General features: G+C 33.9%; 20 protein-coding genes and 1 pseudogene. 8 read left to right on the top strand and 13 right to left on the bottom strand.

Annotation, left to right across the window (positions count from 1 at the left end; all coding sequences use genetic code 11):
* Positions 1 to 469: 469 nt before the first annotated feature.
* From ACTQ54_RS02370 to ACTQ54_RS02350, 5 genes are all read right to left on the bottom strand, one after another.
* Entirely contained in the window at positions 470 to 685 is a 216-nt protein-coding gene (locus tag ACTQ54_RS02370) for a hypothetical protein (protein WP_441754287.1), read from the bottom strand.
* 22 nt (positions 686 to 707) lie between these two features.
* Positions 708 to 833 (bottom strand): LuxR C-terminal-related transcriptional regulator, encoded by a 126-nt coding sequence (locus tag ACTQ54_RS02365; protein WP_441754286.1) that lies wholly within the window; start codon positions 831 to 833, stop codon positions 708 to 710.
* Between the two features lie 158 nt (positions 834 to 991).
* The gene (locus tag ACTQ54_RS02360; protein ID WP_441754284.1) at positions 992 to 1,303 is read right to left on the bottom strand and encodes a response regulator; all 312 of its coding nucleotides are present in this window, start codon (positions 1,301 to 1,303) and stop codon (positions 992 to 994) included.
* Positions 1,281 to 1,562: a hypothetical protein gene (locus ACTQ54_RS02355; RefSeq protein ID WP_441754282.1), complete on the bottom strand. Its 282-nt coding sequence runs from the start codon at positions 1,560 to 1,562 to the stop codon at positions 1,281 to 1,283. Before ACTQ54_RS02355 ends, ACTQ54_RS02360 begins: the two co-directional genes overlap by 23 nt.
* 71 nt (positions 1,563 to 1,633) lie before the next feature.
* On the bottom strand, positions 1,634 to 1,825 hold the full coding sequence (locus tag ACTQ54_RS02350) for a hypothetical protein (protein ID WP_441754280.1): 192 nt from the start codon (positions 1,823 to 1,825) through the stop codon (positions 1,634 to 1,636).
* A gap of 881 nt (positions 1,826 to 2,706) precedes the next feature.
* On the opposite strand from ACTQ54_RS02350, the gene ACTQ54_RS02345 reads away from it, so the two are divergent.
* The 6 genes from ACTQ54_RS02345 to tnpB all read left to right on the top strand — a co-directional run bounded on the left by ACTQ54_RS02345 (position 2,707) and on the right by tnpB (position 11,100).
* Positions 2,707 to 5,097 (top strand): hypothetical protein, encoded by a 2,391-nt coding sequence (locus ACTQ54_RS02345; protein WP_441754278.1) that lies wholly within the window; start codon positions 2,707 to 2,709, stop codon positions 5,095 to 5,097.
* 25 nt (positions 5,098 to 5,122) lie between these two features.
* The gene (locus tag ACTQ54_RS02340) at positions 5,123 to 5,866 is read left to right on the top strand and encodes a hypothetical protein (RefSeq protein ID WP_441754276.1); all 744 of its coding nucleotides are present in this window, start codon (positions 5,123 to 5,125) and stop codon (positions 5,864 to 5,866) included.
* Between the two features lie 15 nt (positions 5,867 to 5,881).
* A complete protein-coding gene (locus ACTQ54_RS02335) occupies positions 5,882 to 8,158 on the top strand; it encodes an FtsK/SpoIIIE domain-containing protein (RefSeq protein ID WP_441754274.1) in 2,277 nt (758 codons plus the stop codon).
* Positions 8,158 to 10,320, top strand: coding sequence for a hypothetical protein (locus ACTQ54_RS02330; protein WP_441754272.1), 2,163 nt, complete (start codon positions 8,158 to 8,160; stop codon positions 10,318 to 10,320). The genes ACTQ54_RS02335 and ACTQ54_RS02330 overlap by 1 nt, the downstream gene beginning before the upstream one ends.
* A gap of 254 nt (positions 10,321 to 10,574) precedes the next feature.
* Positions 10,575 to 10,760, top strand: a complete 186-nt coding sequence (locus tag ACTQ54_RS02325; protein WP_441754271.1) for a hypothetical protein — start codon at positions 10,575 to 10,577, stop codon at positions 10,758 to 10,760.
* Entirely contained in the window at positions 10,750 to 11,100 is a 351-nt protein-coding gene (gene tnpB, locus ACTQ54_RS02320; protein WP_441754269.1) for an IS66 family insertion sequence element accessory protein TnpB, read from the top strand. Before ACTQ54_RS02325 ends, tnpB begins: the two co-directional genes overlap by 11 nt.
* A gap of 285 nt (positions 11,101 to 11,385) precedes the next feature.
* On the opposite strand, the gene ACTQ54_RS02315 is transcribed toward tnpB, so the two are convergent.
* From ACTQ54_RS02315 to ACTQ54_RS02280, 8 genes and pseudogenes are all read right to left on the bottom strand, one after another.
* The gene (locus ACTQ54_RS02315) at positions 11,386 to 11,976 is read right to left on the bottom strand and encodes a zinc ribbon domain-containing protein (protein ID WP_441754267.1); all 591 of its coding nucleotides are present in this window, start codon (positions 11,974 to 11,976) and stop codon (positions 11,386 to 11,388) included.
* Positions 11,977 to 12,076: 100 nt separating this feature from the next.
* The gene (locus ACTQ54_RS02310; protein ID WP_441754265.1) at positions 12,077 to 12,313 is read right to left on the bottom strand and encodes a hypothetical protein; all 237 of its coding nucleotides are present in this window, start codon (positions 12,311 to 12,313) and stop codon (positions 12,077 to 12,079) included.
* 468 nt (positions 12,314 to 12,781) lie between these two features.
* The gene (locus ACTQ54_RS02305; RefSeq protein WP_441754264.1) at positions 12,782 to 13,165 is read right to left on the bottom strand and encodes a hypothetical protein; all 384 of its coding nucleotides are present in this window, start codon (positions 13,163 to 13,165) and stop codon (positions 12,782 to 12,784) included.
* Positions 13,166 to 13,712: 547 nt separating this feature from the next.
* Positions 13,713 to 14,606: pseudogene (locus ACTQ54_RS02300) on the bottom strand (recombinase family protein); the annotation flags it as partial.
* 15 nt (positions 14,607 to 14,621) lie between these two features.
* Positions 14,622 to 14,834 carry a recombinase family protein gene (locus ACTQ54_RS02295; RefSeq protein ID WP_441754262.1) on the bottom strand — a complete coding sequence of 71 codons (213 nt, stop codon included), beginning with the start codon at positions 14,832 to 14,834 and terminating at the stop codon, positions 14,622 to 14,624.
* Positions 14,835 to 15,334: 500 nt separating this feature from the next.
* Entirely contained in the window at positions 15,335 to 16,435 is a 1,101-nt protein-coding gene (locus tag ACTQ54_RS02290; RefSeq protein WP_441754260.1) for a hypothetical protein, read from the bottom strand.
* A complete protein-coding gene (locus ACTQ54_RS02285) occupies positions 16,432 to 17,871 on the bottom strand; it encodes a hypothetical protein (RefSeq protein WP_441754258.1) in 1,440 nt (479 codons plus the stop codon). Before ACTQ54_RS02285 ends, ACTQ54_RS02290 begins: the two co-directional genes overlap by 4 nt.
* A 289-nt stretch (positions 17,872 to 18,160) precedes the next feature.
* Positions 18,161 to 18,964, bottom strand: a complete 804-nt coding sequence (locus ACTQ54_RS02280) for an AbiJ-NTD4 domain-containing protein (protein WP_441754256.1) — start codon at positions 18,962 to 18,964, stop codon at positions 18,161 to 18,163.
* A gap of 69 nt (positions 18,965 to 19,033) precedes the next feature.
* Between ACTQ54_RS02280 and ACTQ54_RS02275 the strand changes: the two genes are divergently transcribed.
* Together ACTQ54_RS02275 and ACTQ54_RS02270 are read left to right on the top strand one after the other, a co-directional pair.
* Positions 19,034 to 19,972 (top strand): IS30 family transposase, encoded by a 939-nt coding sequence (locus ACTQ54_RS02275; RefSeq protein WP_441754255.1) that lies wholly within the window; start codon positions 19,034 to 19,036, stop codon positions 19,970 to 19,972.
* Between the two features lie 256 nt (positions 19,973 to 20,228).
* Entirely contained in the window at positions 20,229 to 21,566 is a 1,338-nt protein-coding gene (locus tag ACTQ54_RS02270) for an FAD-dependent oxidoreductase (protein WP_441754253.1), read from the top strand.
* The last annotated feature ends 47 nt before the right edge of the window (positions 21,567 to 21,613 follow it).

The raw sequence follows: 21,613 nt of genomic DNA, 5'->3' as shown, positions 1-21,613 counted from the left end.
TTATCCACCCGTGACATCAATACTACCGTCTCAACATGTGTCGATATTAAGGTATGGATTGAAATTGATATGTTGATTGTGCTTTTTTGCTGCCATGATAAATTTTATCAGTAAGATAACCTTTTCCTAAATGCTTTCCTTACAATAATTTGACAGCTTTTATTAAAAAATCAAATTAAATAAGTAGGCAATACACAATATAGCAATCGCTCCCAAGATGCAAATAATGAAAACACGGAGAGCATCTCTATTTTCTTTTTTCATAATTCATCCCTCTTTCTACAAGAAAAATATACCTCTTATTTTCTCTCTTAATGTCGGATGCTTACTTCCGTATACCTTACCTTTCCATAAAGCAAAACTCGTATTAGAAATAGGGTATAGCAAGCAAAAAGATAGACAAACACAATTAAAAGAATGCCATCGATTATTTGACGGACCATCTCATTCAGAACCTTTCTTCCTATTATTATGGACGCTCATAAGTCTTCTTCAACTTCGGAACATCTTCTACCCATTCTTCAGTATATCCACATTTTGTACAGACATAACGATTTACCAAAACAGCCGAGAGTGTGGTCAATCCTGTCATAATATTATTACCCGTACCATAAGCACCTACAGATCCTGGAACATAGATCAGATCTTTTCCCCCACATTTTGGACATTTGCCCGTATTTTTCATGATTGATCCCTCCTCTAAAAGATTACATCACTGGATTAATGTAGCCCAGTTCCATCGCCTTATTATAGGCTTCAATTAAGTTGCTGGCGTTCAACTTACTATAAATATTAGTCAAATGATTATATAAAGTCCGTTCGCTAATATACAATTCCTTGGCTAGCTCTTTCTTGCTTTGACCCTGGACGAGCTTTGTAATAGTTCAATCTCCCGAGAGGTTAGAGGATCAAGAATCTTCTCTGGTTGAGGTGCACTCATTCAATCTTTCGCTGCTTTAAGCCTTAGGAATAGTTCCTCAATTTCAACCGACTAATTGATAAAGTCCTTCAGACCTAGTTCATAGGCGGAGGTTCGATAATTCGCTAAATCATAAGCTGTTAAGATGACAGCGGGAAATTTACACTGATTCTCCCTGAGTTGCCGGACCACATCGAAGCCTGTCAGGTCTGCCTTGAGATTAATATCAATCAAGAGGAGATCATAGTCCTTGCTGTCCAGGAATTTATAGAATAGATTAGGTTCACTCGCATAGTCACAATATTCAATCTCCGCTTGATCTTCTAACAATTGTTGTAAACTCTGCCCGAACAATTGATGATCATCGAGAAGTAATAACTTCATGAGGACCTCCCTTCAGTAAAATTCGTGTGGATAAAACATCACCATTCAATTGGTAGTTAAGCTCTCCACTTTGCGTATTCACAAGCATTTTCATCAACAGAACGCCACGTTTCGGTGACAGAATCGCGTCAAGATCTCGACCATCTGCACCATCACTTTCCAGTTCAATCGCTATGCCCTGGCCCGCTTGTTGAATTTGGTAGGACAAATAAGTTCCTTGAGAATGCTTATAGATATTATTAATCAATTCTTTGGTCAACACGCACACCAATCGAATTGTCGGTTGATCTATTGATTTGGAGAGCGTATCTTCAATTTGATATTGAATATCTAATTTTTCTGAGGATAGAGGTCCTGAATCGATTGAAATATCGTCAGCAAGTTATCTTCTAGTTTCATATTTTCGAAGAAATGGTATTGGTAGAAATTCATGATGTCACGTGCTTTTTCTTCTAGTTGAGCTAACACTTCTTTAGTATAGGCAATATCTGGTGACTTCATCGACAATAAATTCTTTGCCACATAAATATCTTGAATCAGTTCATCATGGATGAGACGCGCAAACTCATTGCGATCCTGGGCAAAATAGTCTGATAAGTATTAAATTTGATAGAGTTTTTCATTAGTATTTATTTGTTGTAATTTAAAAGTCCTATCCTAAGTCTACTTGGAAAGTGATGAAGGTGACCCATCCTAGCAATAAGGTCCTAATTGACATTAAGTATGTCCCTATGTATTGCTTAAAGTTGATACGCGTGGAATATGATATTACCATTTTACGACAAACTTTCTATTGAATTTAGAGGAAGGTTTAGGTTTTTCCTTTAAAACGGTTCAAACCAATAATGGTCTCGAATTTACCAAAGATGCAGATGTCACAGAGCAACTCACAATCTTTGAGGAAATTCTCAAATTTAAAAGGATAGAGTTTAAGAAGATATGTACTTATTCAACCTGTCAAAACGGTATCGTCGAGCGAAGCCATCGTGAAGATGTGGAGCGCTTTTATACTTGTCGTGAATTTACCAGTGTAAAAGCTCTAAAGAAAGCCCATCGGTGCTACGTTAATCGAGGCAATAATATTCATCGAAAAATATTGGATTTAAGTCAACAAATGACATTGTCTCGGATTACTTTACTAGAGAGGTTTCTTAGGCTAGCGACAAGGAGCTTCTATCTAGGCTAAGTACAACGTCAAGGACCTTTTCACTTTCCTCCTTGACCCTATTCTTAGATAAGAGTGCTGAACGCTAGAGCCAAAGCAAGTCGAAAAGAAGCACCTCCTATAACATATGTTTGATAAAACTAGATTAAAAATCAATAATTTCCAATGCACTTATGGACTTAATTTTAAAAATTGGTATATTATATAGTTAGATAATGAACTAGTGGAGGAAGCTATCATGGATAAACTCAAGCAATTTTATGATTATAAAAAATTGTTAAACGAGTATAGACAAAAGTTGAACGATAAAAACAAAATAACTAAAGATATACAAGAAAATAAAAAACAAATATCCCATGCTGAAAATATTATTTCAAATATTCAATCAAGCAGATCACCTGAACAAATATTTAGTAATAACAATATTTCACAATTTAAAAATATCGATGCACACTTATACTCGGAACTATCATCATTTTATGACGAATATTCAGAAATTAAGAAAACCGAACAATCAGATATTTTAGAAGCCCGAAAGAAAGAACAAAATGATATAGACGCGCTTAATATTGAGCAAGATAAAATCAAAAAATATATTGATTATCTATTAAATAAAACACATACTAATCTTATCGAATTACTAACTGTCGAATCAATTGAGAAATGGCTTGAGGCTGAACCGGACTCAGTTATAAATAATTTTGATCTAACTTTTGCTAAAAATGATTTCGAAGATCACATCCATAATATTAAAGATCCTGAAGATATTTATCTTGATGAATACGAAAATATACATAATTATTTAAATTATCATTCTAATGCCAGTCAAATAAGGAATCAACTTGACCAACTTAATTCTTTGAATATGTTAGATAAAAACTTTTGGTCATCTATAAACAATTCGGATTGCGTTGACTATTCAGATTATAAATTGGACGATATCATAGAGAAAATAAACCAGACTCCTAGCTTTGAAACGGATGTCTATCATTATCCAAAGTGGGCTCAGTTTCTAGCTAATGCATTACTACCCGCTTTGATTTTTATATTCGGTGCTTCAATTGTTTTATTAATACCCGGTATATCTCAGTTTATTTCAGCTATTATCGTGTCAATTGGTTCGCTTATTCTTCAAGTTATTATCCCCGTATTCGTAGGGTCAATGCTTTATACTCTGTTTTATGATCGTTTTTTATTTAGCACTATTAAAAGTGTCATATTTAGTATACTTGGAGCCGCTTTAAGTTGGTGGATTATTAGCTTATTCGATATATCAGTTACAATACTGATGATTCCTATAATGCTTATCTTATTAATTGGTGTCGCATTTTTAGCCTATAAAGCTAACGATGCACTGCTTTTTCCCGACAAAATTCTTCAGTTTTTAGATGAAAAGCAACTGTTATTTGTTGGCAAACGCAAAGAAATCAATAAATTAATTAACAAAAACGTCGACTCAATATATTTAGCCCTATCAATTAATGATATCAGTCATCATTTTGCACAACAAAATACAGATAGTATTTTGACTTTAAATACACAGAAGCAACTAGAGCTCGAAAACAAAGTATCTCAAGCTGAAAAAGAAGTGAAAAATCAAATTCATGAAGAAGCTATAAAACAACTCGAAAATGCCCTGGCTAAACAAGATTATTTAAATAATCTTTCTTCACGAATAAATCATGTTAAAAGTAAATATATGAATGAGATTAATAAAATTGAATCGTCTACAATTTCTAAACTAATTAAGCTTATGGATAGATTACGTGGAAACTATGACAACTATATTTCAATAGTTAGAAACTTTATTGAAAGCAAACATAAAAAGGTCGAGAATCTCAATGAACATAAAAAAGATTTGACTCAATCGATTTCTAATATTCTTGAGGAGTTGAGACCCCTTGGAGAAGGGCTATTTACTAATAATGTGAATGGATATGAAGTTAAGGGGCAATTTCCAGATAGATTATTTATCCAGAACCATGATAAAAGAAATAAGGACGAGCAAAATCTAGTTGATTTTACTCAATTGACTCATCATCAATTGCCAATTGTCTTTTTATATGATTTTGATTCTGATCAAAATTTATCTGAAAAACTATTTAACTTTATTCAAATATTAATTGAAGCCAGTTTTAGTATCTATCCATTAGATTTAATTAGATTTATTATCACTGATGTACAAAATCATGCGATCAATTTTAAACGCTTAGAAGAACAAGGGATACTTGAAATTATAAGTGATGTCCCTACTCTCGCATCAACTATCAATAATAGTATGTTACAAATTTCCTCAATCACTAATACGATAGACGATTATAATCAAATGCAAGAAATGAAATATGGGCGCACAGCCACGTATAAAAAGCAAATTATTAATTTCTTCTTTGTACCAGATTTAACAAAAATTCAATCAAATCAAAGAATATCAAACGATGACTTTTGGCGTGTTGTAAATAATGGTTCTAAACTTGGGTACTTGCCAATTTTCTTCATCAAAAAAGATAATTGGACAGATGAAACACTTACTAATAAAGATTCATTTATCAACCATCTGCAATCATTTTACGATGGCAAAAAGTCCAATATTTATGAATTAGATAACAATAATAATTTTCAACCACTATAATACTCTTTCGGAAGGATGTATATACATGATTAAAATTAACTTAAACGATCAAGTCAGAGATGCGATGTTCACTAACTATTCAGACTCTATTGAAAAAATTGAAAATGGACTAGAATCTTTTTTTGAAGAGATGCAAAATATATATATGACCCATCAATATTCGCCACTTCAAAAAACAACTCAAATTTTGGCAGATGTATGGAATAATCAAGTAAATGATCAAATTTCTACGACCATTCGCTCATGGATTGATAGTGAATCAAGCATTGAAAATATTTTAAAAAACATGGGCGCTTTTGACGATCAATCTAATGAATCACAAAAAGTTGCAAAGGCACTACAAGATGATTTGTTAGAAGAGACTCAAACCCTTTTTGAAAAAGAGATTAAGTTAAGTCCTATTACCGAATCTGTCAGTATGTCAAAAGATTTGAAAGCGATATTTGAGGATTTCACTAATACTGCTAATCAATTTAAAAATATAATTAGCACACAACATGAGAATCTACAAAGTCTTATCTCTAAAAATGCAGAAGATAATCAACTATATATTTCTTTTGGATATTTAGTAAAAATCGTTTTTTCTGCACTTGAATTACAAATAGACAATATTAATAATCAACTTCAAGAGGCACATGATATGATTGCAGAACGAGGCTCATCCGCTCAAAACTTGGGAAGTGATACTGCTTCTACTCTATCTCAAGAATCAGATGGAAATGCAGCGAATACAGATTTTTCTGACATCAAACATTTGTTTGAACATTAAGCATAGGTGATTAACATGGATATTTTTAGTCAGCTACAGAGAGAACAGCTAAAAAAAACTAAAGAACGTCGCCAGTATGCATATGAACTCTATATCGATGAATTAATTAATTTGATAAATGAGAGACCTGATCTTTTTGTGAATGAAGTTTTTGAAGAAGATCCCGAGTCTATTGGTCTAGCTTTAAGAATAAATGATGAGATAATTAAACCTGTAGAATATGATAATAGCACAATAACAATCAGTCCTGAGCCTTTGGAATATATAAAGTTGTTTACTAATATTTCGAACAACCAAGAAGCCAGTAGAAAGTTATTTAAACAGCTAATGATGTCAGATAGTTTTAAGCAACTATCTTTAAATCATACACCTAAAGCCAACATTTGGTTTAACGAAACGTCTAGTCATATAAATTTAAGACCTGGTCTAGCTGAAGAAGAAGAATTTAAGTTACAGGCAATCAAACTAGGTAATATAAATGTACATGGATTGATTGCTGGTCGTACAGGATCCGGAAAGTCAGTATTTTTAAATAATATTATACAAAATCTATTGACCGAATACTCTCCCTGGGAGTTAGACATTTATCTCGCTGATTTTAAAAAAGTTGAATTAAGCCGGTATGTCACTAAATATCAAACGCCGCATATCAATGCAGTGGCTGCGACCAGTGAAATTCGATATATCATTAGTTTATTTGAATACCTTGTCCATTGCATGAAAGCTCGGGAAAGCCTTTTTACCTACTTAGGAGTACAAAATATTAAAGAATTCAGAAGTAAATTCCAGGTTGTTCTCCCGCGTGTTATGCTGATTGTTGATGAATTTCAGCAAATGTTTCAAGAGTCAACCTACAGACAAAGTGAACAAATAAAAATGCTATTGACTTCCATTGCTAAATTGGGCCGTGCAACTGGTTTTCATTTGTTATTTGCGTCTCAAGATATGTCTGGTTCCTTATCATCGAGAGTGATGGCCAACTTCAAATTACGCTTTTCATTGCCTGCTGATGCCAGTGTTTCCTCTGAAATTTTGGGTAACTCTGCTGCTTCAACTTTACAAGTTGGATATGTTTTAGCCAATGATAAATCTGGTGCAATTGAAGATAATATAAAATATCGCGTTCCTTATATTAATGACGATGAAAAAATAAATGAAGACGGTAGCATTGATGATTCATTTTTTTATGAAAGGCTAAAATTGTTTTGTGACGAAAATCAAAAATTTGATTTTAATAAAAAACAGAAATTTTATCAAGAGGATTATCAAGAAGATATAGATGATTTAACCACAATTCTAGATAAAATTAAATCTAGAAGGTTTAATATCATTTCAAAACACCCAAATAAATTTTTAGACGTTTTTACTCTGGGTTATGGCGTTGTATACTCGAATAAAGAATATGATTTAGAAACTGTTTTTATAGAAAAAGGCATGAATAAAAACATCCTTATTGCATCACCTAATATTGATGATATTGGATATGTCCAAGATATATTAGCAATGAATTTTAAATCTTCCCCTTTCCAAACACTAAATCATTTTCATTTTAATTTCAATCCATTGGTGGATGCTTATAACAATCTTTCATCTCTTATAACATTAAGATATGATACTGATAATATAGACCAGTTAGAAATATTAAAAAATCGCTACCATATGCGAAAATCAATCTATGCAGCATATAACTCCCAAACACTTGAAGAATTTTTAACTATTTTTATCAATAATATGATTAATTTTAACAGCTCGTTACAAAAGAGATTCCTTAGCTACAAAGATTATATTTTTTCTCAATTTAAACACATTGATCCTGAAAATTTAGCATCTAATTTACAAATTATCGAGAAGGAAAACCCTGCAGTTGATTATGGTCCAATTAAGCATTTTATTCAGAGCTATATAGATAATTTCAGTGAAATGCCACGATTTGAACAGGATATTTATTGGATTTCTACCTTGGATCATATCGAACGCATGCCAAGATGGTTCAATGAAATGATGCGAAATGGATCTGATTTAAATATGTTATTTATCAACGCTATTGCTTCTGAAGAAATACCAAGTGATATCGTTAATAAAAGTGAGTATATTTTTGTAAGCGGGAATATAGAAAAAATTTATACTCGTACTGGTGTAGAATTTACCCATAAAGGACTAAATTCTATTGTAATTGATTTCAAAATTAGAAGTTTAAATACTCAGCGATCATTTAAAAAATATAGAATCAATCATAAAGAAGTCACAGCACCATCATTAGATTTTGATGCCATTATGGAAGAGGTTGAATAATGAGGTATAGCTTAACACAAGACGAAATCACTAAAATTATCAATACATACTCTGGTTATACTGCATCAATTAAAATAATCAGAAATGTATTTTTTACTGAACTTGAAAAGATTTATTTAAAACATAATTTCATCCCCCTACAGGAATCTGCAATAGCTATAAAAGATTATTGGGAAAAAGAAGCATATGAATCTATAAATCTTAAGCTTCAAGATTGGATTGAAAGTGAAAATAGTATCGAACATATGCTTTACAGCATTGATGCATTTGATGAAAACGTAGTAGCTACTCAAGCTGCTGCAAGAGAATTGCAAGATGAATTAGTGTCATTAACACTGGAAACTTTTAAAAATCCCTATAATTTTACTCTGATTAATGATAGCGTTAGTATGGAAGAAGATTTGAAAAAAATTTTTGAAGAGTTTAAAGATTCTGTAGATTTTTTTATAAATGGAGTTGGAAAAGAAAATAATGAGATTAAAACAACTTTCTTAAAATATTTAGATGGTAATGATGTTCTCGCAGGACTCATTCAGTTTATCGATTATGTAAATGAGACACTAATTACTCATATTAGTTACGTTAGATCTCTGCTAGAGGACTTTTACGATAATATAATTAACAAAATGTCTAAAAGTTTATCTCAATTATCAAATAATTTAAGTAAAGATATAAACAATCCTAAAGATTTAAACTTTAGTGATTTATTTGGATTCTCCGATGTTCCTATTAGTAATGTAGCTACAGCAGATGAGAATATTGAAATCATTTTTCCTACTCAACAGAATAAAGTTAATAACCATAAGTCATCTAGTGCAGTAAATAATAATTTGAGCGGCGGCAGTGGAACACCAAGTGGTCTTGCAAGGAAGAATCAAAATTCTCTTTTAAAACTTTACGAAAATGAAAAAGTTTATTCTATCCATCGGTATAATTTTCAAAATATTAATGGAGTTCGATCTATTGTTTATGAATGGGTCGAAGGCAAACCTATAACCGATTGGAACGAAGATGAATGGGAATATTTAGAAGAAATTATTCCAGAATCAAGAAACATACCAGGGTTCATATCAATCAATAAGACCCTCAATAAAATTCCTAATCAATATCCAAAAAAGAAAATAACTTGGCAAGATATACATCATACATATTTCATAGATAAAAATGATGATGCACATGATAATTTTCCATTAACAGATCATTCTTTCAAAAAATTTTATCAAGACGAATATGATATTAACGAATATGATATTAACGAATATGATATTAACGAATATGATATTAACGGATATGTTATTTATAGATTTTTAACTCTAATTGAATCAGTGATAATAAATAAAAAAATAGATGGTGATGCGAATAAAATATATTTTCAAACATCTAAAATAACAGATTATCTTCTAAATCTAAAAATAAATCCATTTAAACCTACTCCTGCATACAACGATAGTAATTGTATAGATACTATTGATGATGCTGTAAAAGATATTGTTAAAAAAATGGTTCCTGATGTAAAAGATTTTGTTAAAAAAATGGTTCCTGATGTAAAAGATAAAGTTCGTCGAAAAATTAAAGAACCTGATGTAAAATATAAAGTTCGTCGAAAAATTAAAGAACCTGATGTAAAATATAAAGTTCGTCGAAAAATTAAAGAACCTGATGTAAAAGATAAATTTCGTCGAAAAATTAAAGAAAAAGATATTACCGTAGACTATATTACAAAAATTCTAGAAGAATATGTTTCTTATATCCACGAAATGGGACATTTAATCGGTGCCCTTTCTACTGGGAATTTTAAATTTAAAGCAATCGTTGCTAAAAATATACTAATTACTATAAATGATCGTAAAGAAGTAATCATTTCTAAAACCCGTAAATTAGGCAATGTATGCATCTGTGATTATACCTATGATATTTCTCATGAAACAGCCACTAATGATTATTTGTTATATAATAGAGGCTCATTGATTAGTAAACCATTTTACAAATACCTCGACCCGCATTTTAATGATAATTCAAATTTATATTCTAAACTTGGAGGGAAATTTAGTTCAGATCTAAAGATGGAAGAAGATTTATGTGATTCAAGTGTTGGATTAGAAAAAGTACAACAAAAGATTGATGATAATTTCAAAAATATTAACAACTATATGAAGGGTTAGTGACGCAAACTCAATACATACTAAAAACTCCAGTTCTTTGGTTAATTTGGTTCTTTGTCTGTAAGCGGGTATAAATTAGGTATATTCAAAATAGCCCAGTATTTTGGTAAGATAAATCGGTTCTATAATAAATGATGTTGATGAGTGAAAATTCACTGGCATCATTTTTTAGTAAGTGCTTCTAAATTTGGTATCTATTCTCCGATTCCCTTTTCCTGTAAAGTTAAATTATCTTATAGAGAAGGAAGTTACTAATGGAGAAGTTGGATGTCGTCAAAATTAAATCATCCGCTCATCGAAAAGAAAAGTCGAATCCCCAGTCTCAAAAGAAAATGATTCTAAGTTTAAAGAAAGAAGGATTATCTATCCAAATATTCAATGACATTGACCTCGATCAGCTCAGTATTCTGTTAAATGTGGGGGTTAATGATGGTCGTTGATCTTACTCAAGTGGGTGAAGTTTATCTTGTTTGTGGTAAGACGGATTTACATAAAGGGATTGATGGTCTCGCTCAGCTAGTGGTTAGCGAGTACCAACTTGATCCGTTTACCGATGCCGTCTTCCTGTTTTGTAGTTCGCGAAGAGACCGTTTCAAGGCGCTTTATTGGGATGGAGATGGTTTTTATCTCTTGTACAAACGACTTGAAAATGGGACCGTTCATTGGCCACGTTCGTCATCAGAGGCTTTACAGATAACAACGAAGCAAGCCGAACAACTTCTTGCAGGCTATACGATTATACCTTCGATTCAACCGCCTCAAATCGCCTCCGTTATCTAATTTTAGATGGACAGGAGGCGCTGTATTTGCAAATGCCGAGTATGTTTCCCAGAAAGAATCGGGATTTTTGTTTTTAGCTCTTGTTAACTCTACGTATTTCCCTTCACTAATTTCTAGTATTTCAGATTGCTTCACTTAAATTCTCCATTCCTTCACCTATTTGGGTTACAATCTTACACAATTTTCGCACGATTCACTCACGATTATTACTTCCAAAACATTATACCAAAAAGAGAGACACAGAACTACGCAATCCCCATTCTTATACATAGTTCTGTATCTCACTTATTTTTCTACTGTAATGATTTCTCCTGTTTTCAGTTTTAGCTCAATGCTATCTTCCTTAACACGCACTTCCTCCACCAACCGATTGACCAAGCTCTCATCATATTCCTCGAGCCCAATATGCTGCCCTTTGAGGAAGGCTTTGATATCTGCTAATCTCCTTCGCTTATCTTCGTTAGTCGCATTGGCAATCAACAAGGCTTGCTTCTTCTCTCTCAAGTCATAAATTTGTTCCGCTATTCGTTCATATTCATCTTTTTCATTGGTAGTATGGTAGAGTTGCTTCTGCAATTCATGCAGTTGATCGTCTACATCCTCCACGGTTTCATCATTTTTTTGATTCAAGACTTCTTTGATGTTCTCTTCTAATGTACCTAAGTAGTCACTATCCTCTATCAAGGAATTAATAACTTCAACAATCACTTCGTGCAGCAAGTCCTCTTTAACTGTTCGAGCCTGGCACTTAGAAGGGGTATCCATGCGGGTGACACAACGCCAGACCACTGATTTACTGCCCCGACTATTCCATTTAACCCGTCTAAAGATCTCCCCACAACACTCACAAACAACTTTTGTAGCAACGATACACACTCCACGTGTGTCGATTATAAGCTATGGATTGAATTTGATATGTGGATTGGGTAGTTTGGGTGCATATTATATCTAAAATAATTAATTTATCCGAGTACAATTAATTTTCTTCTAATCGATAACTGTCCGGAAGTACCGCACCATCCATAACAATCGGTAATTGCCCAAAATTTATATATTTTTTTGCTATTTCATATTTATGTGGTGTCCAATTCATAATAGAAGTTCCTCCAATAGTCGTAATTTCATAATGAGGACCTAACTCATCTTTATTATCTACAATCTCATAAACAAACTCTGCTTGCAAAAATTTTTCTTCGATTACTATATGAATCACAATTAATTCTCCTTAATAAAAGTTTTAATTACATTATTACATTAATAGTTTAATTTTATATTAAAAATATAAGGCGGATTTTATAATGAAGTTAGCCACTGACCTTCGAAAAACATAAAAAATATCTATTATCATCAGTAGTTAGCATTACCGCAATTGGAAAGTTTATTCTCGTATCACACAACCGTATTATGGATACATTCAAATCAAATTGCAACCAAACATATAACTCGGAATAAACGTATAAAAATGAGAACTTTCATTGATAAATTTATTTAAACAAACAAGCGTACTAAAAATTAGACACTCTAGTATTACTAGTAATATACATACATTGAAGTTAGAAATAAGAAATAGAATCTGATTATAGCTTACTGATTTCAAAAAAGACGCCTAAATATCCGCTGATTCTTTTGAGCTATATTCAAAAAATATATTTTTCCTTAGTTTTCTAATAGAATAATTACCTTATCTTTTTTTCCACATGCGTAAAATCCTCCCCTCAACTTCTGCTTTATATCCAGATTGTCTAAGTAAAGTTGCCACTTTTTTAAGCATTGATTCTACATCAGGTCCATAATTATCGAAAGCTAATATTCTACTTTGCATTGATTTACGATTGTGAAACTCTCTGATCTCATTTGAGGAAGTCCATCCAGATCCAAAATGAAAGTTGACGGAACATTTACCGAAATATCCCCACCCATCATATTTTTTTCCAGTACGTTTTTCAGATTGTTTAAACTGATTTATACAATATTTTTTTAATTTAAGATGTAAAGCATTTTTTTCAGCAGTTGTTAATGCGCTATCTTTACTGTATCCTGAAGGTTTTTTATAATATTTATACATAATATTTCCTCTTTCTCCAATCTTAGATGGTTTTATTCATGTGGCATATCATATGTTTTGATTATTTATTATGAATTCTTATTTACAACAAATTAAATATAATGACTTGTTCACCTTCTTTTAAGTTCTGGATAAATTATTCATTGAGATACACCAGTACGCACTCACATTTCGACTCATCAATTGAATGATGAATATAGCAGGTGTCTATCTGAGAATATCCCTTAAACCAACGGCTTTCATAAGAACTGAACTAATTTCTTTCATTCTCTTTTTGATAATTTGAATGCCAATAATAAGTGTAAATAAATTGTAAAATTAAGGTAGATGCTTAACAAACAAAAAAAGTCTACTAATACCAAATTAGTAACCATAAAATGAGGTGATTGACCATAATGACTTTTAGTTATATTACCATGCACTAGTTAATTTTGAAAGAAAATATTGGAAAAATAGTATTATCTCAACAGAAATTATCCAATTGATATCAAAAAGAGAGACACAGCACCATGCAATCCCCATTCTGATGCGTAGTTCTAGGTCTCTCTTATTTTTCTACTGTAATGATTTCTCCAGTTTTCAGTTTCACTTCAAGGCTATCTTTCTTAACACACACTTCCTTCACCAACCGATTGACTAAGCTCTCATCATACTCCTCCAGCTTAATATGCCGCCCCTTGAGGAAGGCTTTGATATCTGCTAATCGCTTTCGTTTATTTTCATTTGTCGCATTTGTGATCAACAAGGCTTGCTTCTTCCCTCTTAGTTCATAGATTTGTTCCGCTAAACCCTCGTACTCATCTTTTTCATTGACTCGATGGTAGAGTTGTTTCTGTAATTCATGCAATTGATCGTCTATATCCTCCACGTTTTCATCGTACTTTTGATTCAAAACCTCTCTAATATTTTCTTCCAAGCTTTTAAGGTAGGCACTATCCTCAATCAAGGAATTAATGACTTCAACAATCACTTCATGCAACAAATCTTCCTTAACGGTTTGAGCCTGGCACTTAGGAAGGGTTATCCATGCGGGTGACACACCGCCAAACCACCGCTTGACTGCCACGACTATTCCATTTGACCCGTCTAAAGATTTTACCGCAATGATCAGCAACCCCTCTTTATCATGATCATAGCCATAACATTTTCGATGATAGAGTTTTGATGTTCCATCTATCGCTCTGTATCTGTGCCCTAATTTGATATTCTGACTGCGGGACTCATTATCAGCTTGAGTTAAAGTTTCATAAATTGTTAACAGTAACTCACTATCTTCACTGACAGTATCAATGTCTTCTTGATCAAAAAATATTCGAACTTTTAATTCCTTGAGCAATCTTACTGTCTCTAATGCTTCAATCGTATCTCGACCAAAACGACTCACACTCTTTGTGATAACGATATTTATTTTTTTATTACGACAGTCATCAATGAGACGGTTATACTCTTCCCGCTTTTATTTTGCTTTGGCTGAGGCTACATCAATATAGATATCAACTAACCGCCAATACTCAACTAAGGAAACTTTCTGAGTTAAGGCTGAAACTTGATTAGCTAGACTTCGTAACTGATCTTTTGTATTGGAACTTACTCGACTATAAATGGCTACTTGCTTCCGTTTCGGTTGACGCCTCGCTGGAATATAATACATGTTGTCCTTTAAATCCATTGGTTCCCTCACTTTCTGGAATGGCTTAAATAATCACATTTAACCTAACTATCTATATAGAATAACCCCATGATAAGTAGGCTACTTAAATTTATTTTTATTTTATTTTTTATATGAAAAGTTGTTGACCAATTCCCACCTACTACCTAATAATTATTGGATATCATTCCCAATCTCAACCGTTTCCAAACCAATCATACTAAAAAATCAGCCTCTTGAATATGGTAAACACATTCAAAAAGCTGATATAGCAACATATTACCCTTTTACCTTTTGCATCAATACTACACACTCCACATGGCTCGAGAGGACAGAATGAATGTCATTTGAATGTGTCTGTTCTCGGAAACACATCCACTGCTTTTTTGTCACTATCAGTAGACGGGAACATATCCATTCCACTCGTAAAATATAAAGGATGTTCTCTACTGCTCTGTCGATTTAAATGGCTCACTCCAAACATTATAGGCAAGTATTTTCCCAGTATCTGAATATTGCTATCAACCTTTTTCTGAACGATACTTATGCTTAAGAGCATCAGTTACTGTTTCAATAATTGAAAATTCAAAATCCCTCTTTGACATTTCTATCGAAGACAAGAACTTCTTGTTTCCTTTGAAAGACTTCCATAATAGTGTCTTATCTTTTTCATTAAGATCTATCTTAAACAAGAGATTGGAGAGAGAAACCATCAAAGTTTTCTGCTTATCATCAAACTTCTTTTTACTGAAAGCTATGTATTCCTTCAAATCACCTATGCCGTATTTTGGTTGCAATCCAGTTATCGGATTAACCAACAATTGAGTAGAAGAATTCATCAGATTTACATAAGAACCCAATTCATATTGCTGTGTCTCTGTCATTAAGTTGTAGTCCAGACCAAATGTTCTTGTTCTTTCGTTTGCACAATTGAGCTTTTGGCTTTCATCTTTTATGCGGCTTATACGCTCATTTATTTCTACAATAGCAAGTTCGTATGATTTAACATCACGCTTGCTGATGAGGGTGAAAATCTCCTCAAGACGGTTCTGATCACTTTTCCCTTTCCATAGCAGAAACCCGCTACCCACAAGTGCAACCCCGGCAATCGCCCAACCAACAGGTCCAGTAAGAGCCAGAAATGCATTTCCGGCAGCCATTCCTCCACCACCAGCCGCAAGCGCACCTCCGCCCAACCAAGCTAATGCCGCGTTGGTAGCTGCCGCGCCACTCAATGTAGATATAGCTGTTCCTGTTGAAGCAACACCGAATGTCGTCGCAATTCCCATTGCGGCAGTAGGGCCAAGAGCCGCAACTGCGATTCCGGCACCTAGACCAGCAGCACCTTTTCCAGCATTTTTTGCGACGGCATTTTTGTAATCTGATTCAATCTTTTCTGCTTGCTGTTTCCAGTTCAGGCGGATTTCTTTCAGCTTTTCATACTCTAAACGCTTCTCATTCGGCACATTCCTAATTTCATCAAAGAGTTTTTGTATGGTGTTCATTTCATCATAAAGCTGGCTTGTGAGTGTGCCCAACTCGTATATTTTTTCATTTGTTTTCTTAATAGCAGATTCTGCCTGCTCTTGTGCAAGTTTTAACCTCGATTTTTTCTTGTTCATTGTCTGTTACCCCCAAAATATAAATCTATATCGGATTTTGTTCTGAGTATATTATTATCAGGGACCTTTCTGAGTTCTGCCAATCGGACAGATTTTTGGAAAGCCTGAACATACATATCGCTATTCTTAAAGTTATCAATAAAATCTACAAGATCCTTATCATCGTATAACTCCGATAATAATGAGAGTCCGTTCAGATAGTTTTCTACGATGGTTATTTCTCTTCTTACAAACTGAGCTTCGGACTCAGCTTTTCGTATTACACCAAACTGCTTTGCTTCGCCATACAATGAAATCGTGAAACGGCCCACCCCCGCTATGTTAAGCCGAAGGAAAAATTCCTTCACATTGAAGGTACCAACTCCGGTTATGAAAGCCCGAATGGTTGCATCGCCGAGATCCATCATGCAGAAGGTGCCGTGCGCTATTGTAAGCATTCTTTTTACGGTAGGATTTGAGAATGGCTCACAAGCTATCCACATAGCGGATGCCGAACGTTCTTCTTTCCCTGTTGTTACTAAGTATTTTCCCAATCGCCTTATCGCATATACCAACCTGACAATGATTTCATTGATAAAGACTGGAATGACTTGGGTGGCTTGAAAGCGGATATCGTAACCTTCTTTGTATATGCTCAGAGCCAACTCATTTATTGTGTTGTCAAACTGTGAAGCGGGAATGTTCAGTGTTCTCTTTATTGCAATAATATCATTCGTCCACGCCCAAAACGGAGAAGGTATTCCCATACCTCGACCTTTACTGCTGGATGATCCAGACATATCGGAAATCAAATGGCCAAACCAGTTGACGAACCCACAAAATAATTTTTCTGGAACATTACTGCCGCGAAGTTCAAATTTTCCATCAGCATTCTGTAAAGATATCAGTTCTCCACCGGAAACAAAGTGCGATTGATTTGTAAACTGATCTAATATCGAAAAAAACAAACCAAGCAAAGTCGGATTATGGCCAAGTGATTTGAAATGATGATTTGAAGGATTCAAGTCAAATACTATACTCCCAGCATCACCGGCCCCGTGCTGGTCATATGGAATTTTAAATTTCTTCTCAAGAAAGCGAATTGCTGATGACAGTGAATCATTTTCTTTGCCTTCCCATCCGCAAAGTTTAGCGAAATCAGTTGTCCGATTTACAAACCACTTATCAGTAACATCTCCAGCCGGTGAATCTCCAGGTTTTCCAACCAGGAAAATATCAATGATGCCACAGAGAACTCCTGAACTTGCAGCCAACGCATAATCCAACTTATCACAGTTCGGTCTGAGACTCTCAACTGACATGATTGTCTCTTTCAGACTCTGAATTTCAGTTTCCGCAGATATTAATGCTGTTTCGATGGATGATGAAAAGCTAAACCCATCGTCAGCAACACTCATTCTAAGAACGAATCGGTCTGTTCCTTCTGTTTGATTCATGCCTTTATACTCCCTCCCTTTTTTTAGTTTGCGTTATATCCGAATATCTGGTTGTATCTTATTTTTAGGTTATCAATCTCCTTGAGGGTAAAGCCGAGAAAGTCAATAGACCCGACATTTTAAATCACTTTTCATTTTTCCAATTACGATTTCTGCTTCTTTATTCAATTGTCATCACATTGTAAATGTAAGAATATGTAGTTTGATTTTCATTTCAGAATAACAACACATCTACGTTTTTTGCCGAATTTTCCTTTTTCATAGGAATAGTACATAATCAGTATTTCTTTTACCTCAAATATTGTATGGCAAGTGCAATTAGTGATAAACAACGATTGAAAAAATAGTCGTAATAACGGACATCAGTAATATCAATCCTATCAGTTTCATGATGCCGTATGCGATATTTATTTCCAATGTCCGTCAACACCTTAAACTCATTATTAAACAAATCGGCAAAATCATCACTTCCGTTTGCCATATCATTTACTATTTTTTTGAATGAATGTTTCTTATCTAATGTTGTATAGTAAGTTTTTAGACGTTCTAACGCATCCCATATCTTTTCCACTGAATCTAGTCGTGCTGTTGGATTTGGTGTCTTATATAATGCAACAGCATCTTTCAACAACTCTCTTATGCCTACCTCATGTACCGCTGCAAAAGTATTTTCAATTTCCGTTGTAAGTGGACTGTTTTCAACAATTCTTTCTATAATTTTTTCATCTGTAAGTTCATAAAGTAACCCCGACTCAGTAAATATTTCATTTATTGCCTCCTGGAAATTTTCAAATACATCTGAAGAGCTATGGCAATCTATCGTTTTATAGTTTCGGTATCTCTCATTATTCCATCGTTCTGAGATATCCATAATATTTTGTGCAAAAAACTCAATAAGGTCTAAAAGTGCATACTGGTCATATTCATCGTCATATGCAGGGGCACAAATTCTATCGTACTCATCCCGAAATAGAGAAGGGATTCTTATTTTAATTCTAGTTATAAATCCTTTTTCATCAAATGCAACATAGTCACTATCTGTAAAGTCATGATGACAATTTAGAATGATGAATTGTAAAATTAAGTGCGACAAATAAAGAAACCCATAACAGGTTCGTGTAAGATGTTAGTCACGACAAAAACATACACACGGAGGTCTGTTATGAGCTACGCACATCTTACCATAGAAGAACGTTCAAAAATAGAGATACTCTACCAAGAAGGCTATAAAATTAATCACATCGCCCAATTAATCGGTCGCCATCGATCAACGATTTATCGAGAATTTAAGCGGTGTCCCACAGAACAATATAAAGCCCAGGATACTCAAGAAGCTGCCAATCAACGTGCACGTCATAAGGGGAGAAAGCCAAAACATACATCCAAGCTTCTTGAAGATATTCAAGATAAATTGGAACGCACTTGGTCACCGGAACAAATTATTGGACGAGATTATGAGGGGAAACTTTCCTTTAAATCTATTTATAACTGGATTTACCAAGGAATCTTAAAGGTATCCATAGATGTTTTAAGACACAAAGGAAAAAGTCGTCAACCTCAAGAAACGCGAGGCAAGTTTAATATCGGTACGCCCATTTCGAAACGGCCCAAATCAGTAAAGAATAGACAAGAGTTCGGGCATTGGGAACTGGACACGGTGGTTTCTTCTCGAGGCCAGAGTAAAGGCTGTTTAGCGAGCTTTGCAGAAAGAAAAAGCCGTTTATATATCGCTTTACCTATGCCAAATCGCTCTAAAGTTTCCATGCCTACTGCGATTGAAGAACTGAGAGAAAGCTTACCAAAAGAGGCTTTAAAGACCTTCACCTCAGATCGCGGGAAAGAATTTGCTTGTTACGCTGAGGTCGAAGCAGCAGGGATTGATTTTTACTTTGCCGATGCTTATAGCGCTTGGCAAAGAGGAACCAATGAGAACGCGAACGGTTTACTACGTGAGTTCTTTCCTAAGAAAACAGACCTCGCTAAAGTGACGCACCGAGAACTCTTCCAAGCCTTGTGGTTAATGAATAATCGACCTAGGAAATGTCTAGATTACCGAACACCCTTGGAAGTATTTTTACACGAACTCTTGTTAATTGAATAAAGATAAATTATTTGTCGCAATAATTATTGCAATTCAACATATAAAAATAAAGTTGGCGACTTATGACATTTAGAAGTATAATATTGTTAGAACATTCACAATATATAGAAAGGAAGATTAGATGAAAGTTATTATCATTGGCGCTTCTTTTGCTGGAATCAGTGCCGCAGTTGAAGCATAGAAAATTTACCCCGATGCAGAAATTACTTTAATCGAAGCACAAGAGCACATTGGTTATATTCCAAGTGGCTTAAATATGTTATTAAATGGAGACCTCCCTTCTCTCGATAAGTCATTTTTTATGAAAGAAGACTATCTTGATGATTTAGGGATCAATTTGTTTTTAGGGACACGTGTGATTAATATTTTCAGTCAAGAGAAAAAGGTCATCACTGCACATATGCGTTACCAAAAAACCTTAGACTATGATTACCTAATTTTAGCGACAGGTTCAAGACAAGCAGACTATTTAACAGCAGAGCTCAACCATACGAATATTCTTTCGACTAAAGATTATGTAAGTTCATCATATGCACGAAAAGTTTTAGAAGACGCTCAGCATATTGCGATTATTGGTGGTGGCCAAATTGCAGCCGAAACTACAGATGCACTTGTTAATATTAATAAACAAGTGACAATTATTGAGCAAAAAGACCGCATACTTAATAATTATTTTGACATTGATTTTGTCCAATCCATCCAATCAGTGATTGAGTTTACAGGAGCCGAAGTTGTCTTAAATGAAGCAGCAGTAAAAGTAGAAACAAACCCTTTGAAAATTGTTACTGAACAACAAGAAATTTATCCAGATGCAATCATTTTAGCGACTCATCTGATTCCTAATTCAGAATTAGTTAAAGATCTTGTAGAATTAAATGAGAATGGCACTATTAAAGTCAATGACTATTTACAAACGACCGATCCGAATATTTTTGCTGTAGGAGATTTGATTGAAACTCCTTTTAGCGAAAGTAATGAGGATACATTTATTGCTTTAATCAATAATGCCATCCGGTCTGGACAAATCGCTGCTTTAAATTTAACTGAAAATCGGGTCAAACAATCCCATTCGGTTCGTGTAATGGGAACCAAAATCTTTAATCATTATATTTCAAGTGTGGGCTATACTTTTGAGCAAGCAAGTCATTTATTCAATCCAGCAGAAATCACCGTTCAAGTTCCTTATACCTTGGATGATGATACTCCGGTCTTTTTAAAACTTGTAGTTGAAAAAGAAAGTGGTAAATTACTCGGTGCACAATTCAGATCACGCGCAAATATCCTTAGCTTTACTAATCTGATTGCCCTAGCCATTCAAGACGGCTTAACCGATGTCGAATTAGCCTTTAGAGATCGTCTCTATTATCCAAGTGATATTACATTAAATACAATGATTTACGAGGCTGCTTTGGCATGTTACCAAAAACGCACTTTTCCTCATTTAGCAAAAAATAAAATCAATCCTAATGAAGAATTATTGGTAGAAACTATGCATTCAGCCTTTGAATCGAAAAGCCATTACTCAAATAGCCCTGTCCAAATGATTTCAACTGTTTCTCCTTTTAAACTACCTAAACGTCCTCAAAAAGATTAAGATTCAAATAAATATTATCCGCTTAGTGAAAACGCTATCTATGCTGT

It is taken from the genome of Fundicoccus sp. Sow4_H7 (assembly GCF_052115865.1).
In the GTDB taxonomy this organism is placed as follows: domain Bacteria; phylum Bacillota; class Bacilli; order Lactobacillales; family Aerococcaceae; genus Fundicoccus_A.
Note: the sequence above shows the minus strand (reverse complement) of the source record. Positions and strands in the feature narration are given on the sequence as shown.

Coding starts and splice junctions, on each gene's coding strand:
- ACTQ54_RS02345 (WP_441754278.1), top strand. CDS start 2,707: ATGGATAAACTCAAGCAATTTTATGATTATAAAAAATTGTTAAACGAG.
- ACTQ54_RS02370 (WP_441754287.1), bottom strand. CDS start 685: ATGAAAAATACGGGCAAATGTCCAAAATGTGGGGGAAAAGATCTGATC.
- ACTQ54_RS02275 (WP_441754255.1), top strand. CDS start 19,034: ATGAGCTACGCACATCTTACCATAGAAGAACGTTCAAAAATAGAGATA.
- ACTQ54_RS02360 (WP_441754284.1), bottom strand. CDS start 1,303: ATGAAGTTATTACTTCTCGATGATCATCAATTGTTCGGGCAGAGTTTA.
- ACTQ54_RS02335 (WP_441754274.1), top strand. CDS start 5,882: ATGGATATTTTTAGTCAGCTACAGAGAGAACAGCTAAAAAAAACTAAA.
- ACTQ54_RS02325 (WP_441754271.1), top strand. CDS start 10,575: ATGGAGAAGTTGGATGTCGTCAAAATTAAATCATCCGCTCATCGAAAA.
- ACTQ54_RS02285 (WP_441754258.1), bottom strand. CDS start 17,871: ATGAATCAAACAGAAGGAACAGACCGATTCGTTCTTAGAATGAGTGTT.
- ACTQ54_RS02295 (WP_441754262.1), bottom strand. CDS start 14,834: ATGGATTTAAAGGACAACATGTATTATATTCCAGCGAGGCGTCAACCG.
- ACTQ54_RS02290 (WP_441754260.1), bottom strand. CDS start 16,435: ATGAACAAGAAAAAATCGAGGTTAAAACTTGCACAAGAGCAGGCAGAA.
- ACTQ54_RS02330 (WP_441754272.1), top strand. CDS start 8,158: ATGAGGTATAGCTTAACACAAGACGAAATCACTAAAATTATCAATACA.
- ACTQ54_RS02305 (WP_441754264.1), bottom strand. CDS start 13,165: ATGTATAAATATTATAAAAAACCTTCAGGATACAGTAAAGATAGCGCA.
- tnpB (WP_441754269.1), top strand. CDS start 10,750: ATGGTCGTTGATCTTACTCAAGTGGGTGAAGTTTATCTTGTTTGTGGT.
- ACTQ54_RS02340 (WP_441754276.1), top strand. CDS start 5,123: ATGATTAAAATTAACTTAAACGATCAAGTCAGAGATGCGATGTTCACT.
- ACTQ54_RS02270 (WP_441754253.1), top strand. CDS start 20,229: ATGTTATTAAATGGAGACCTCCCTTCTCTCGATAAGTCATTTTTTATG.